Genomic DNA, 15,550 nt, shown 5'->3' with positions numbered 1-15,550 from the left:
AAGCTTATGCACAAATAGTTGTACCTTATGAGAAAAAGTTTGTACCGGATTACTCTTTCTTAGCTGATTATTACTGGCCGGAGAATTAGTAATAAAAGTATGGATATTCCTTTCTTTGTAGTTCTAAATTTTTTAGTTTTAGAACTACAAAGAAAGGAATCTTAGTTTTAAGAATAATTTTGATGAAAAATAGTCTTCTAAAGTGTTTTTAATTCAAAGAAAGGAATTAACATGAATGCATTTCTTAAGTTTATTGACAAGATTAGTGAATTAGTTGCAAAAGTGAGTGCCTGGTTGATTATTTTTCTAACCTTTGCTTTATTTTATGAAGCAATTTCTAGATATTTATTCAATTCCCCAACTCTCTGGGCATATGATTTAAGCTATATGTTATATGCAGTAATTTTTTTATTAGGGGCAGGGTATGTACTTTCTATAGATAGACATGTAAAAGTAACTTTGATTTCTGACTTTTTCTCACCCCGTGTACGGGCATTTGTTAATATTATTCTATATCTACTCTTATTTTTTCCGGCAATAGCCATTCTTTTTATTAAAGGAATTGATTTTGCTACCTTTTCATGGAGGATAAAAGAAGTGAGCGCTAGTGGTACTTGGAGACCGGTAATTTATCCTTTAAAAACAGTTTTACCAGTAGCAATGGGTATTTTATTACTTCAGGGAATTGCTCAATTTATTCGTTCTATATTTTTACTACTGGGAAAGGAGACAGATAATGGATCCTGAGTTAATAGCTCTTTTAATGTTTGTATTTTTAGCTATCTTTATTTTCCTTGGTTTTCCATTATTTGCTGTTTTAGCGGGAGTTTCAGTAATAGGTGGGTATCTTGGATGGGGGAGCCGAGTGTTTAGTCAGATGATTTTAAATACCTGGTCAATCATGGGGAGTAATGTTTTACCTGCAGTACCTCTTTTTGTATTTATGGGTACATTCATGGAAGCATCAGGAGTTGCTGAAAGAGCTTATAAAACAATAAGAATCATTCTTGGTCCAGTAAAAGGATCTCTTGCTTTAGCTACCATTATAATATGTACCTTATTTGCTGCTGCTACAGGAATAGTAGGTGCATCAGTTACAGTCATGGGCTTGCTTGCATTACCGAGTATGTTAAAATATAGTTATAATAAACCATTAGCTACAGGAACTATTTTGGCTGGTGGAACTTTAGGTATTTTAATTCCACCGAGTGTTCTTCTTATTTTATATGGACCTTTAGCAGGCTTACCAATTCCCAGTCTTTTTGCAGGGGCTATTTTACCTGGACTATTATTGTCGGTGTTATATATTGTTTATATAATTGTTATATGTAAATTAAAACCAGAACTTGCTCCTTCTTTACCCTCAGAAGAAATGAGATATAAAATTGTTGATATTTTAAAGATGTTTACAATTAATGTATTTCCTTTTATTTTTGTTATTATTCTCGTGTTAGGTTCAATTATTTTAGGAGTAGCTTCTCCTACTGAAGCCGCCTCTATTGGAGTTATTGGTAGTTTAGGACTTGCCATTATTTATCGTAAACTTACTTGGGAAAAATTGAAAAAATCTGTTTATGAAACAATGATTGTTACTTCATTTGTAATAATCATAACTGTAGCTGCTAAAATATTTGGAGGGGTTTTTTTGGCTTTAGGAGGAGGCAATTTAATTACTAATTTTTTTCTAAGTCTAAAAATAGGTTCTTATGGAATCCTTTCTATAATACTATTACTTATTTTTATAATGGGATTTTTTTTAGATTGGATTCCAATACTATTAATATTTATTCCTATCGTTGCTCCTATGGTTCCCAAACTAGGATTTGATCCTCTCTGGTTTGGTATAGTTACTGCCGTATGTCTTCAAACTTCTTTTTTAACACCTCCTTTTGCAGTTTCAATATTTTATTTAAAAGGAATAGCACCATCCAGTGTCCAGTTAAAGGATATTTATAGGGGTATTACCCCTTTTATTATATTGCAAATAATAGGTTTAATCATTACTATATTGTTCCCCCAGTTAGTACTCTGGATACCAACGGTAATGGGTATTTATTAAACTTCACGTGAGGAGAGTTAAATATGAACTATTTCCAAAGAAAGAATATTAGAATCAACCTTTCCAATAACGAAATCAGGGCAGAATCATTTTCTGATGACTTATATTCAGATTTCCTTGGTGGCAGTGGTATAGCTTCTTATATTCTTTATACAGAACAAGCATATAGCCTCTCACCATTTTCTCCTCAAATGCCCTTACTCATTATCCCTGGTTTATTGACAGGCACCCCCGTTCCTTCAGCTTGTAAGACTTCAATCTGTTCCAAATCACCTTTGTCTAATAGCTGGAGTGAATCGACTGTGGGTGGATATTTTGGTGCTGAGTTAAGAAAAGCTGGTTATAATGGTATCTATATCACAGGCAAAGCTGACAAGCCAGTATATATTATGATAGATAATGATAAAGTAGAAATAAGATCAGCTGAGAGGATATGGGGAAAAGATAATTCTACTGCTAGTAAACGATTGAAAGAAGAAGTTGATAATCAGGCAGTCTCCATGTGTATTGGAATTGCTGGGGAAAATTTGGTCAAGATTTCTGGTATTTCAGTGTTTACAGAGTACAATGAGATGCGTGTAGCAGCCAGAGGCGGATTGGGTGCAGTGATGGGAGCAAAGAAGTTAAAGGCCATAGTAGTAAGGGGTACAAAAAGGGTTGACCTTGAAAACAAGGATGCGTTAATTCGTTCAATCAAAGGCTATATTCCATCGATCAAAGAGGCCACTAGAGCCTTCTCCCATTATGGTACTTCAGGTTCAGTTCCCGGAGCAGAAATGTCTGGAGACCTGCCCATCATGAATTGGCGTGGAACAAGTTGGGAAGAAAAATCACTGAAGATAAGCCAGCAGACTATGGCAGAAAAAGCATTTGTCAAGCATCACAGTTGTTTTGCCTGTCCGATCAGATGCGCAAAAACGGTAAAGATTTTAAGTGGACCATATGAGGGCGAGGAAACAGAGCAACCAGAATATGAAACCATCGCTGGTCTGGGTTCCATGCTCTTGAATGATGATTTAGCTACCCTGATTGAAGCAGCTGATCTATGTAACAGATACGGTCTAGATACTATGTCTGCAGGCAGTGTCATTGCCTTTGCCATGGAGGCATACGAAAATGGCCTTATCACCGAGAAAGATACTGGGGGTATCAAGGTCGAATGGGGAAACAGGGATGCAATATTGAAACTGATTACCAAAATTACGAACAAGGATGCTATTGGTGCCATCCTTTCTGAAGGAACTAAAAATGCTGCGTCTCATATTGGGGGTATCGCAAGAGAATTTGCTATGCATGTAAAAGGTTTAGAAGTAGCCTTTCATGATCCCCGGCTTTGGGCAACCATGGCTTTAAATTACGCCACAGCAAATCGAGGAGCTTGTCATTTGGAGAGTCTTAGTTATATAGCAGAGAGTGGCAGATTTAATCCCTCTCTCATTGGGTTTGGGCCAACAAGAAGCTGGGAAGAAAATGTAGCCTTAGTGATCAAGATGCAGAATTTTATGACAGTGTTGAATGCCTTGGGGATTTGTAAATTTATCATTCTAGGAGGCATTGGACCGGAACAAATAACCCAGTGGCTGAATTTAGTTACCAATTGGGAATTGGATGTTGAAGGCTTATTACTTTTGGGAAATAAACTGTTCAATCTAAAAAGGGCTTTTAATAACAAGATCGGCTTTACTCGCATGGATGATACTCTCCCTCCTAGACTTCTAAAATCTGCCCGGGTGAAAGGAGGTTATGCGGAAAAGAATCCTCAATTAGACCGAATGCTGGAGAGATATTATCAAATTCGAGAATGGGATGAATTTGGAAGGGTTGAAATAAATTTAGAATGATTAAATTACTACTGAAAATACCGCGATATTATACAATATAAAGAAAGGTGAGAGGATATGAAAATAGAATCCATTTTTTCTATACTAACTCCTTCAAAGATATTAATAGGGAATAATTCAATTGAAAATATTGGAGAAGAGGCGACTAAATTAGGTGCAAATAAAGTTCTGATAATCACAGATATAGGAATTGTACAAGCTGGAATAATTGATAGAATAAAGAATATATTGGAAAATAATAATTTAGTTGTAGGTATTTTTGATAGAGTTGAACCAGAACCTCATGCAAAAGTAGTATATGATTGTGTAAAAGAAATGGAAGGAGGAAATTACAACCTCCTAGTAGGAATAGGTGGAGGGAGTGTTATAGATGTAACTAAGGGAGTTTCTGTATTAGTTACTAATGGAGGTAAGCTCAATGATTATTATGGTTTTGATAAACTACGGAAACCAGGATTAAAAAAAATACAGATTCCTACAACTGCTGGGACTGGAAGTGAAGTAACAAATGTTTCTGTATTAATCGATGAAAATGAAGAAAAAGTTGTTATATATAGTCCTTATTTATTTGCTGATCTTGCAATAGTTGATCCGATTCTGACATTGAGTATGCCTCCAAAAATTACTGGTCATACAGGTATGGATGCTTTATGTCATGCAATTGAGTCTTATACCTCGCTAGATGCAAATATATTTACAGATACTATTAGTTTCAAAGCGATTTCTTTAATTGGTAGAAGCCTTAGGAAAGCTGTTTTTCAGGGAGATAAGGATGTGGCTTCACGTTATAACATGTCTATTGCTAGTCTTTTTGCTGGAATTTCTTTTTCGATTGCAGGATGTAACGCTGTACATGCTTTGGGTTTAGCTTTGGGTGGTAAATATCATATTCCCCATGGTTTATCTAATGCGTTAATGTTGCCATCAGTCATAGAGTTTAATTTACCAGGAAATTATGAAAAATTTAAAAATATTGCAGCAGCTTTAGGAGAGCAGGTAGATGGTTTTTCAATTATAGAAAGTGCAAGTAAGACAGTTAGTGCAATTAGGAGGCTTTCTGAAGATATAGGTATTCCACAAAGGTTGAGAGCTACAGGTGTTAGTAAAGAACATATTGAAGAATTATCTAAAATTGCGGTAAAGGCGGAAAGATTGCTAGTGCATAATCCCAGGAAACTTAATCTAGAAGATATTATTAAAATTTATCACAATGCTTGGTAATTATTAAAATCCCTTATTTTACTATCTGGGGTTTAAGTTTTTAAAATAATATTAAGATTACTTTTAGATAATAGTATATTTTATTTATAAAATAAATAATGCTAATAAAAACTTTCCATAAATGATATTTCTCTACATTTAATTAAGAATTGGCTTTTATCTTAAAGATTATAACGAGTTTGTTTAGCCGCTCTCATAATTATATATGATGAAATTCATATCACAAAACTAGTTATTTTATGCAAGTCTATATTTAGGCAAACCATGTAATATCTACAATAAATTAATTGTACTAAAAAATATTTTTATAATATTATGTAATGCAATACTTAAGAATTGCTTTTGTATTTCTAAATAAAACCTTTTTAGACTTCTTTTAATGGGTAAATAGGGGAAATAATAAATAGGTAACAATGCTATAATTATAGAAGGGATTTGTTTAGTTTAAGGTGGTTTTGGAGGTATATTAAAAGAATTGATTGCAGAAGACTTAGGCGTTCCAATTGTAAAATCATTGGTCTTTAACAAATTATTTGATAGGAGAGGTGGAGAGAACTTACTGATCAATATCATATCACTCGAAAAGACCAAGATCCATTTACTTTACATAGTCAACATAAAGCCCAATAAGTCTTGGTAAAAGGAAAATTACAAGAAGAAGTTTTACTAATAAAAATTGTTGGCAGTTAATAAAGATTATTAGCCCATTTCTTTAAGGTAGACAAAGCCCTTCGAGTTGATACTTTTTTGGAAAAATTAAAGATACTATCAATAGCTTTTCTAAAATAGTACAGTAACAGCAGGTTTTAGTTGCACATGAGCCGATAATGCATCAGCTGTTTTAGTTATGTCTGAAGATAGGTCTAAAGAACTAAAATTAGAAACAATGGTACACATTAGAGCTTATGCTTCTGTTGGCATTGATCCAAACATTAAATGTATTAGTTCTGCAAAAGCTATCAAGCAACTTTTAAGAAAGTTACATTTGAGAATTAGCTATATTGATCTTTTTGAAATTAATGAAGCGTTTACTGTAAAAATAGTAGATGAAAAAGGAAAATTAGAATTTGATATAGAGAAAGTTAATGTTAATGGTAAACTATTTCTTTATTGAGTACTGAACTATCTGATACATTAAATAATACAGAGCCATTTATTAGTATGCATTTTTTAACTTAGCTTGGCAATACAGCTAGTTGAAATAATTCCTGGATTATTTACATCAGAAAATATAATCAAAAAAGTTCAAAAATTCGGTAATCAGTTTGGGAAATATAGGTTTTGGAAGATAATCTACTGGTGGAATTGTGAGTAGAAATTTAGGATCTCTAATTAATGAAGCTTTTTTTATATGTAGAAGGAATTACATTAGTTTAGGGTATGATGTGGCAATGAAATTAGGAGCAAATTTACTTATTGGATCCTTGCATTTAGCTGATTTAATAGGTTTTTGTATCCATTAGACTAAAATAGGAACTTTGATCATGAATATTGTGATAGCAAATATATACTCATCCCTTATTGAAGAAAATAGTAAGAGGAGAATTTCTAGGGAAGAAGGCAGGAAGAAGGTTTTGAGCATAATAAATAAAGGTAGTGTAAGATTTTATTTGTTTTTTGGAAACAACCTACCGAGTAGCTAACAAAAGATATGCTCACTTCATATAATTGGCATTATTCTTTGAAAAAATAGACTAATTTAGGTATAATTAGTAAGTTATTTGGTAAAATGAACAAATTTCTTCGAGTTAACTATCCTAAAGACCTGTTCTATGGTAGTTAACCGCTAGGTTCATTAATAAATTTTTGAGCCTCCCGTATTGGAAAGAAGAAAAAAATCCTGTACGGTAATTCCATACAGGATTTTTTAATATACCAATAACCAAAATTTACTATATACTATTTAAGAGAGGGGTTTCAGGGGAAGCATCCCCTGATGATGTATGTTTTTATGGTTCAACCACTATTTAAAGTCACAACAATTGAAGAAAGCCTAAAAATTTTTCGTCAATCTTTTGATTTTGCTACATTTTTTAAGAATCGTGATGAGCAAATAGACCTTATCCATGCTTATGGAAGAGTGTTAGCAGAAAATGTTATTTCAACTGAGAATATACCTGGATTTAATAGATCAACTATGGATGGATACGCAGTTAAGGCTAGTGATACTTATGGAGCAAGTGATAGTTTGCCAGCTTATCTTGATTTGCTTGGTGAGATAAAGATGTCAGAAAAACCTTCTTATGTATTGCAAAAGGGACAAGTGGCAAGAATTTCAACTGGAGGGATGTTACCAGAAGGAGCTGATTCAGTAGTTATGTTGGAGTATACAGAAGACTTAAGCCCTACAGTGATTGAAATAAGTCGTTCAGTAGCTCCCTGGGAAAATGTATTGCGTAAAGATGAAGATATCAAGAAAAATGAAAGAGTTTTAGAAAAAGGTTGTTACTTGAGACCACAGGATATTGGCTTGTTAGCAGCCCTGGGTTTAGAAAGAATCAAAGTTTTCAAAAAACTAGTAGTGGCAATTATTTCTACCGGTGATGAAATTATTTCTATAAATCAAAAACCTGAACCAGGCCAGGTTCGTGATATTAACTCTTTTGCACTTGGTGCAGCAGTAAAGCAAGTAGGTTGTATTCCCTATTATGCTGGCATTATCAAAGATAATGAAAAGATGTTGAAAAATGTACTTCAGAAATGTTTAGATACCCCGGAAATTGATTTAGTCTTAATTTCTGGAGGCAGTTCAGTGGGTATTAGAGATTATACCTTAGATGTATTGAATAATCTTGGTTCACCTGGAGTCCTGGTTCACGGCTTAGCCTTAAAACCTGGTAAACCTACTATTCTTTCTTTAAATAAACAAAAATTATTTGTTGGTTTGCCCGGACACCCTGTTTCAGCCATGATGGTTTTTGATAATGTGGTAAAAAGAATAATGTTTGACTTAAAAGGTGAAATACTTCATATTGGACAAAGAAAAATGGTTGATGCCTTACTAGAAAGTAATGTATTTTCAGATGCTGGCAGAGAAGAATATGTAAGGGTAGTACTGAAAAGTAAGAATGACCAACTGTGGGCTGAACCGATTTTGGGTAAGTCTGGAATTATTTCTTCTTTAGCCAAAGCTGATGGATATATTACTATCAAACTCAATCAAGAAGGTTTATATCAGGGAGAAAAGGTTAGCGTTACTATATTTTAGTTTTATTACAATATATTATAATATTTAAGCGAAACTGATATAGAGTTAATGAAAAAAGGGGTTTAAGGGGAGAATCCCCTTACGACCTTGCTGGACAAATATACTAAACAATATTATAAAACAAGGTATATTTGAAATTATAGTTTTTGAGTAGTAAAAATAGAGAATGAAAAAGGAAGGAATATTTTTACAATATAAGGGGTTTAAGGGGAGAATCCCCTTACGATATGTTTATGATGGAACGAAATATTTATTTGAAGAAAATATCCTTAGAGGAAGCAAAGCAAAAAATCGAGAAAGCCATTACAGAAGGTCTAATTACTTTAAACTCCAAACATGAGTTGCTTTCGGTAGAAAAATCGCTTGAGCGAATTACTTCTAAAGCTGTTTTTGCTAGAAGATCTTCTTTGCATTATACTGCATCAGCCATGGATGGAATAGCCGTACATTCCCGCAGTGCAGAGGATGCCTCAGAAAAAAATCCAATTATTCTAAGTCATAAGAAAGATTTTTTATATGTAAATACCGGAGATCCTTTACCAGAAGAATTTGATTCAGTGATAAAAATTGAAGATGTAGTTCCTGTTAGAACGGATAGTAATGTGCCGAATCAGAAAGAGAATTTCGCGCAACTGAAAATATTTCAATCTGTTTCCCCGGGTATGAATGTTCGTAATATAGGAGAAGATATTGTCACTCACCAACTCATATTAACTGCGAATCATAAAATTAGACCGGTGGATATAGGTGCTTTAATGGCAGGAGGGATATCAGAAATAGAGGTTTGGAAGAAGCCGCAAGTTGCTATTATTCCCACTGGAGAAGAATTGGTCGGACTTGATGAAGGAGAGATAAAAGCAGGGGATATCCTTGATTTTAATTCTAGAATGTTATCAAATTCGGTGATTCAATGGGGTGGAGAGCCTGTTATATATCCAATTATTCGTGATATTAAAGAGGATTTAAAAAAGATATTACAGTCAGCAGTAAAAGATAATGACATTGTTACAGTAATTGCAGGAACCTCTGCTGGTAGTAAAGATTTTACTGCAAAAGTACTGGCAGATATGGGAGAAATATTATTTCATGGTATAGCTATGATGCCAGGAAAGCCTACATTAGCCGGGATGGTTCAAGGTATTCCCGTTATTGGTTTACCGGGATACCCGGTTTCTTACTTATTAGCAGCATGGGAATTTGTTTTGCCTTTGGTTTATAAAAGTTTAAGGCTGAGCCCTCCAGGAAGGATTAAGACCAAGGTATTAATGGCTAAAAAGATAGTTTCCAAGTTAGGAAATGAAGAATTTCTTCGGGTAAAATTAGCTAAGATTGATGATAAAATAATGGCATATCCCTTAAATCGCGGAGCAGGGATTATTTCGTCATTGGTAGAAGCTGATGCACTTATTAGAATACCGTCACTTAGCGAAGGTTTGAGCTTTAAAGAAGAAACTGAAGCAGAATTATTATTAGAGCATGATTTTAATATAGATAACACCATAATTATTATCGGCAGTCATGATCTGATATTGGATATTTTAAAGAATGAGTTGCAAACCAATTCGCCAGAATTTCGTCTAGCATCTTTTCATACCGGAAGTATGGGAGGACTGTTAGCATTGAAACAGGAGATTGCCCACCTGGCAACTTCTCATCTTTTGGATGTGGAAAGTGGAGAATATAATTTTCCCTATATCAAGCGTGTTTTAATAAGTCAAAGTGTCGCGGTAGTAAATATGGCTTTTAGACAGCAGGGCTTTATGGTAGCAAAAGGCAATCCTAAAAACATTTTGGCAATAAAAGATTTAGCAAGAGATGATATTCGTTATATTAATCGACAAAAAGGGTCGGGAACACGGATTCTTTTAGATTATTTGCTTAAAAAGAACAATATTAATCCTACCTCAATTCAAGGATATAATCAGGAGGAATTTACCCATCTAATGGTAGCTTCTGCAGTTGTCAACCAAAGAGTAGATGTAGGTTTAGGAATTTTTTCAGCTGCTAAAGCATTTAATCTGGACTTTGTCCCTCTCATTAAAGAGCGCTATGATTTAATTATTCCCGAAAGATATTTTCATAGCCAGAGAATAAAAAAGATATTAGAAATAATAAGAACAAATCATTTTAAGGAGCAGGTTGCCCAGCTTGGTGGATATGATCTAAACGAATGTGGCAACATATTATTAAATGGAAAAATTAATTGATTCGTATAATCGACAAATTATCTATTTCAGAATTTCATTGACTGACCGTTGTAACTTTAGATGCATTTATTGTTCTACTTCAGAGAAAAATTTTTACTTTATTCCTCATCAAGAGATTCTTCGTTATGAAGAAATTGCAGAGATTGCCCGGGTTGCTGGTGATTTGGGAATGACGAAGATTAGATTGACCGGAGGGGAGCCTTTAGTTAGAAAAGGAATTGTTGATTTAATCAAGCAATTAAGCCGGATAAGAACATTAGAGGATATTTCCATGACGACCAATGGTTATTTTCTGGCTGACTTGGCAACTTCTTTAAAAAATGCCGGCTTGAAAAGAGTTAATATTAGCCTCGATTCATTACAAAGAGAAAAATTTAAACAAATTACCGGATTTGATGGGCTGGAGAAGGCATTACGAAGCATTGATACTGCCTTGAAAATTGGCTTAACTCCAGTTAAAATAAATGTAGTTTTATTAAAAGGAATCAATGAGAACGAAATAGAAGATTTTATTCAGCTGACATTCGATAAGCCAGTTTATGTTCGGTTTATCGAATTAATGCCTACCAATAGGCAATTAACCAAAGTGAATATGAAACACTATGTTTCTGCTCAAACTATTCTAGAAAAGATGAAAATAAAATTTTCTGATTTAAAACCGTCATTAAATGAAGAGGCTTGTGGTCCTGCGGTTTATTATCAATTGCCTGGCGCAAAAGGAACGATAGGTTTCATTACTGCAATCAGTCAGCATTTTTGTGCGAGGTGTAACCGTATTCGATTAACTGCTGAAGGGAAATTAAGGCCTTGTCTTTATAGTTCTAAGGAAATTAACCTTAAAGGGAGATTACGGTCTCTACCTTTGGAAAACCGAAATTTGCGAAGAAAGATCATCCAGGAAAGTCTGGAAGAAGCGATACGCATTAAACCATTCAGACATCATATCAGAGATAATCATATTTCTGAATTTAATATGTCTGAGATAGGAGGTTAGCTAATGGATCGTGAGAAATGGTTCACCCACTTAAATGAAAAAGGAAGGGCGCGTATGGTTGATGTGGGAGAAAAACAGGATACTCACCGGATTGCTATTGCGGAAGGGGAAGTTATCATGAAACCGGAAACCCTTGCTTTGATTAGAGATAGAAAGATGGCTAAAGGAGATGTCTTGGGTATAGCTCAGGTTGCTGGAATCATGGCTGCCAAGCAGACCAGTCAATTGATTCCCCTCTGTCACCCTCTTATCCTGACCAATGTGGATATGGATTTTTACTTTATGGAAGAAAGGAACAGCATCTTAATTCGTTCCATTGTCATGACTACTGGTAAAACTGGAGTGGAAATGGAGGCTTTGCATGCTGTAACAGTGGCTGCCCTTACCATTTACGATATATGCAAGGCAGTAGAACGGGGTATGGAAATAAGTCATATTCACCTGGTGGAAAAAGACGGTGGGCAGAGTGGTCATTATCAGGGAAAATCATATCTCAAGATAGAACATGAAGGAGTACAGGATAATCAAGAGGAAGCAGTTAATAGAGAAAACCAGCAAAAAGGAGTGGTATTAGCAGTTTGTGTGGGAGATAGCCGAAAAATTCCCAAAAAGCAAGTACCCAGCGCCATTGTGATTGAAAATGTTGGGCTAAAAGGAGATATACATGCAGGAATAGATCATAAACAGGTAAGCCTGTTAAGTCTATCCAGTTTGGAAAAGAAAAAGGAAGAAGGGTATGAACTGAATTATGGAGACCTCTTTGAGAATATAGTCTTTCAGGGTCTGGAAGATTTATACCAATATCCCATAGGTACTATAATTAAGATAGGACCAGAAGTTATCCTTAGTATTACTCAGATAGGTAAAGACCATGATGTGGATATTGTGGTTCGTAAACAGAAAGTTCGTTCTATTATGCCACAGGAAGGGATTTTTACTCAAGTCGTTAGGGGAGGCACTATTCAGGTAGGGGACTCTATAGAGGTGATAGCTTGATATGATTAAGGTTGCCATTATTACCGTAAGTGATAAGGGAGCGCAAGGACAAAGAGAAGATATAAGCGGAAAGACTATAGAAAATTTACTGAAAAAAGTAAAAGCCCAGGTGGTATGGTATACAATTGTTCCAGACGAACTGGGTGTAATTAAAACTACATTAATCGAAGCTATTGAGATGTATGATGCCGATCTGGTTCTTACCACCGGCGGTACAGGTTTGGCACAGAGAGATGTGACACCTGAAGCAACTAGAGCTGTTATAGAAAAGTCAGTACCTGGAATAAGTGAGATTATAAGAATGGAAAGCTTTAAAAAAACACCTCATGCCATATTATCCCGAGCTATAGCGGGTATTAGAGGCAAAAGCATCATCATTAATTTACCGGGTAGTCCTAAAGGAGTACGGGAATCACTCAATGTTATTTTAGAAGCCCTACCTCATGGCATTGCTCTATTAAAGGGCGAGGCAATCGAATGTGGTAATGAATAATATGGAGAAAAATGTACCAAAGAAATGTTTATTTCTTTTTTACTAAAAGCAGTTCTTATTTCTTTGTCAGGAGTAATGGCTCCCGGACCCATTACCGCTGTAACGGTAAGCAAAGGCACTGAGCAGCCTCAAGCTGGTGCTTTTATTGCTTTGGGACACCTCATGGTAGAACTACCACTTATCTTATTAATAATAGTTGGTCTGGGTAAATTTCTGGAAATTAACTGGATTAAGATGGTTATAGGTATTTTGGGAGGTTTATTTTTACTTAAAATGGGAATTGGATTATTGAAAAATATATCTAATGCCAGAGTAGGACAGACTACCTCTTCCTATACTCCCTTGCAAGCCGGTATTGTATTGAGTATTGCCAATCCCTATTTTTTAATATGGTGGGCAACCATAGGAGCTATGTTAATCACTGGTGCTTATCAATTCGGATTAGTTGGCTTAATTTCTTTTATTCTGTTGCACTGGGGTTGTGATTTTTGCTGGTACTTTTTTCTTTCTTCTCTGACCTTTAAAGGTGGTCGATTTTTCGGGCGGAGATTACAGCAGATTCTTTTTGCTGTTTGTGGTATATTTCTTTTGTTCTTTAGTGGAAAATTCATTTATGATGTTATAATAGCTGCCTTTAGAGCGTGATTTATACTACCTGATAGTTAAAACAGGATAATTATGAATTAAATGACGGGATAATTTTCTGAACTTGAACTAAAGAACCGGTATAATCAGGCTTGACCCGCTTTTTGCCTCTGCTAAATCTTATTTTTTTACTAATAATCCTTAATGTATTACTAAACCTTCTACTATCAGTGATTAAAAAGGTTTTCATACCGGTCTTTCCTGCTATCATATCATTAACCGGATCATCTCCAACCATCAGACAATCTTCGGGATTTATCTTAATTTTATTACAGATTTCCTGGTAATATTCCAAACGAGGTTTACAGAAGTGCATATTTTCCAGATGGGTAATTAAATGAACCTGTTCTTTAGTTAAGCCTGCCCAAGCCATTCTTTTTTCCATTGCTGAACATGGCCAGAAGGGATTGGAGGCAATCACAATTTTTATTCTTTTCTGAGAAAGGATAGAAAAAATTTCTGAAACACCTTTATTTACAGTAATTAAAGTTTTTAGGTGGTCGAATTCATTTTCATAAAATTGTTGAAAGCGATTCCATATTTCTTCAGTTTTATCTTCCAGTCCCTGAGTAAAGGTATGAAAGAAAACTTCCTGATTTGTTAATTTACCATTGTTGTGCAAAACCGCTTTGGTAGCATTTAGCACCAATCGCCAAAGGGTATGGGGTGAGACAATATCAGACATAATTGGAGCGACTTTTTTAATATAGGCTTTGAAAAATTTCACTTCATCGAATAATATTAAGGTGTTGTCAAGATCAAATAAAATTGCTTTTGTCATTTTTTATTTTACCCGCTAATATATTATTATAGATATTTTTTTCTATTTTACCAGAAAATTAGTAAATTTTTAGTCCTAATTAATAAAATTATTGTAATAAAAAAAAGAAAGTGTATTTCTGGAATGAATGAAAAACTCGAGTATCTGAAAGATAAGATAAGAATAGATGCTCAAAATGTTTGTCATGACCTGGTACAAGATATTATTAAATCTAAAAAGGAATTTAAAAAACAGCGTGTCATTGTTGGATTGAGCGGAGGATTGGATTCATCAGTAGTAACTGTCTTGTGTGTCAGGGCATTGGGAAAAGATATGGTAAAAGCCCTTCTGCTACCCGATAGCGAATCAAGCCAGATGCATTTGCGAGATTCTTTTGATCTTGTCAGGGAGCTGGGGATACCATGGGAGGTCATTGATATTACTCCTTTTTTGAGAGACCTTAAAATAAAAAAATATGGTTTTGCCAGTAAAATCCCTTTCCAAAATAAGATAAAAGGCTTTCTATTTAAAAAAGCCTATCAATATTATCAGAGCATTAGCGGAGAAACTCCCTTTGCCTCGAAGTTAAAGGGACAAGAGGGGAAACCTTATCATAACTATATCCAGAGAGGCCAGGCAATTCTGCAAGCAAAAAACCGTTTTAGAATGGCAATACTCTATTATTATGCAGAATTGGAAGGTAGAATTGTGGTTGGTTGTACCAATAAAACAGAACAGCACATTGGTCTTTTTGTAAAATATGGTTGTGATCATCTGGCTGATATTATGCCCATCATAGGTTTATACAAGACTCAGGTAAGACGGTTAGCTAAGTATCTGAACATATCTAACCATTTAATAGAGAAAGAACCTTCACCGGATTTGTTGCCTGGTCTGGATGACCGAACTATGATTGGGCTTCCTTATGAAGAGATAGACTTAATATTATTAGCCAAAGAAAATGGTTTGCCACCTGAAGAGATAAGTCAGTTACTGGGCATAGCATTAGAACAGATAGTATATGTATTTGATTTAGCCTATTATGCTGGCTCACTAAGATGATGATAGAAATTAAATTTTATTATGGGTGACAATTAAATATTTTGTTTTATAATATTTACATAAA

The 15,550-nt window shown here is 34.6% G+C and carries 13 protein-coding genes and 1 riboswitch; of the genes, 12 read left to right on the top strand and 1 reads right to left on the bottom strand.

What is annotated here, in order from left to right; genetic code table 11:
• Positions 1-231: 231 nt before the first annotated feature.
• The 11 genes from PHD84_03005 (at position 232) to PHD84_02955 (ending at position 13,664) form a co-directional block, all read left to right on the top strand.
• Positions 232-747: a TRAP transporter small permease subunit gene (locus PHD84_03005; protein MDD5636772.1), complete on the top strand. Its 516-nt coding sequence runs from the start codon at positions 232-234 to the stop codon at positions 745-747.
• Entirely contained in the window at positions 737-2,059 is a 1,323-nt protein-coding gene (locus PHD84_03000; GenBank protein MDD5636771.1) for a TRAP transporter large permease subunit, read from the top strand. The genes PHD84_03005 and PHD84_03000 overlap by 11 nt, the downstream gene beginning before the upstream one ends.
• 23 nt (positions 2,060-2,082) lie before the next feature.
• Positions 2,083-3,900: an aldehyde ferredoxin oxidoreductase family protein gene (locus PHD84_02995; GenBank protein MDD5636770.1), complete on the top strand. Its 1,818-nt coding sequence runs from the start codon at positions 2,083-2,085 to the stop codon at positions 3,898-3,900.
• Positions 3,901-3,957: 57 nt separating this feature from the next.
• Positions 3,958-5,121, top strand: a complete 1,164-nt coding sequence (locus tag PHD84_02990; protein ID MDD5636769.1) for an iron-containing alcohol dehydrogenase — start codon at positions 3,958-3,960, stop codon at positions 5,119-5,121.
• Positions 5,122-5,968: 847 nt separating this feature from the next.
• Positions 5,969-6,235 carry a hypothetical protein gene (locus PHD84_02985; protein MDD5636768.1) on the top strand — a complete coding sequence of 89 codons (267 nt, stop codon included), beginning with the start codon at positions 5,969-5,971 and terminating at the stop codon, positions 6,233-6,235.
• A gap of 615 nt (positions 6,236-6,850) precedes the next feature.
• Positions 6,851-6,968, top strand: a riboswitch (molybdenum cofactor riboswitch).
• An 89-nt stretch (positions 6,969-7,057) separates the two neighbouring features.
• Positions 7,058-8,329 (top strand): molybdopterin molybdotransferase MoeA, encoded by a 1,272-nt coding sequence (locus tag PHD84_02980; GenBank protein ID MDD5636767.1) that lies wholly within the window; start codon positions 7,058-7,060, stop codon positions 8,327-8,329.
• A gap of 227 nt (positions 8,330-8,556) precedes the next feature.
• Complete coding sequence (locus PHD84_02975; GenBank protein ID MDD5636766.1) at positions 8,557-10,536, top strand: molybdopterin biosynthesis protein; 1,980 nt, start codon at positions 8,557-8,559, stop codon at positions 10,534-10,536.
• On the top strand, positions 10,520-11,530 hold the full coding sequence (moaA, locus tag PHD84_02970; protein MDD5636765.1) for a GTP 3',8-cyclase MoaA: 1,011 nt from the start codon (positions 10,520-10,522) through the stop codon (positions 11,528-11,530). The genes PHD84_02975 and moaA overlap by 17 nt, the downstream gene beginning before the upstream one ends.
• A 3-nt stretch (positions 11,531-11,533) precedes the next feature.
• The gene (moaC, locus tag PHD84_02965; protein MDD5636764.1) at positions 11,534-12,526 is read left to right on the top strand and encodes a cyclic pyranopterin monophosphate synthase MoaC; all 993 of its coding nucleotides are present in this window, start codon (positions 11,534-11,536) and stop codon (positions 12,524-12,526) included.
• A gap of 1 nt (position 12,527) precedes the next feature.
• Complete coding sequence (mog, locus tag PHD84_02960; protein ID MDD5636763.1) at positions 12,528-13,019, top strand: molybdopterin adenylyltransferase; 492 nt, start codon at positions 12,528-12,530, stop codon at positions 13,017-13,019.
• A gap of 63 nt (positions 13,020-13,082) precedes the next feature.
• The gene (locus PHD84_02955) at positions 13,083-13,664 is read left to right on the top strand and encodes a LysE family transporter (protein MDD5636762.1); all 582 of its coding nucleotides are present in this window, start codon (positions 13,083-13,085) and stop codon (positions 13,662-13,664) included.
• A gap of 31 nt (positions 13,665-13,695) precedes the next feature.
• On the opposite strand, the gene PHD84_02950 is transcribed toward PHD84_02955, so the two are convergent.
• Positions 13,696-14,445: an HAD family hydrolase gene (locus PHD84_02950; GenBank protein ID MDD5636761.1), complete on the bottom strand. Its 750-nt coding sequence runs from the start codon at positions 14,443-14,445 to the stop codon at positions 13,696-13,698.
• 123 nt (positions 14,446-14,568) lie between these two features.
• Here PHD84_02950 and nadE point away from each other — a divergent pair, with 123 nt between their 5' ends.
• Entirely contained in the window at positions 14,569-15,486 is a 918-nt protein-coding gene (gene nadE / locus PHD84_02945) for an NAD(+) synthase (protein ID MDD5636760.1), read from the top strand.
• Positions 15,487-15,550 lie beyond the last annotated feature (64 nt).

Source organism: Atribacterota bacterium, from assembly GCA_028717805.1.
In the GTDB taxonomy this organism is placed as follows: domain Bacteria; phylum Atribacterota; class Phoenicimicrobiia; order Phoenicimicrobiales; family Stramentimicrobiaceae; genus Stramentimicrobium.
Note: the sequence above shows the minus strand (reverse complement) of the source record. Positions and strands in the feature narration are given on the sequence as shown.

Coding starts and splice junctions, on each gene's coding strand:
- moaA (MDD5636765.1), top strand. CDS start 10,520: ATGGAAAAATTAATTGATTCGTATAATCGACAAATTATCTATTTCAGA.
- nadE (MDD5636760.1), top strand. CDS start 14,569: ATGAATGAAAAACTCGAGTATCTGAAAGATAAGATAAGAATAGATGCT.
- moaC (MDD5636764.1), top strand. CDS start 11,534: ATGGATCGTGAGAAATGGTTCACCCACTTAAATGAAAAAGGAAGGGCG.
- PHD84_02995 (MDD5636770.1), top strand. CDS start 2,083: ATGAACTATTTCCAAAGAAAGAATATTAGAATCAACCTTTCCAATAAC.
- PHD84_02980 (MDD5636767.1), top strand. CDS start 7,058: ATGATGTATGTTTTTATGGTTCAACCACTATTTAAAGTCACAACAATT.
- PHD84_03000 (MDD5636771.1), top strand. CDS start 737: ATGGATCCTGAGTTAATAGCTCTTTTAATGTTTGTATTTTTAGCTATC.
- mog (MDD5636763.1), top strand. CDS start 12,528: ATGATTAAGGTTGCCATTATTACCGTAAGTGATAAGGGAGCGCAAGGA.
- PHD84_03005 (MDD5636772.1), top strand. CDS start 232: ATGAATGCATTTCTTAAGTTTATTGACAAGATTAGTGAATTAGTTGCA.
- PHD84_02985 (MDD5636768.1), top strand. CDS start 5,969: ATGTCTGAAGATAGGTCTAAAGAACTAAAATTAGAAACAATGGTACAC.
- PHD84_02975 (MDD5636766.1), top strand. CDS start 8,557: ATGTTTATGATGGAACGAAATATTTATTTGAAGAAAATATCCTTAGAG.
- PHD84_02990 (MDD5636769.1), top strand. CDS start 3,958: ATGAAAATAGAATCCATTTTTTCTATACTAACTCCTTCAAAGATATTA.
- PHD84_02950 (MDD5636761.1), bottom strand. CDS start 14,445: ATGACAAAAGCAATTTTATTTGATCTTGACAACACCTTAATATTATTC.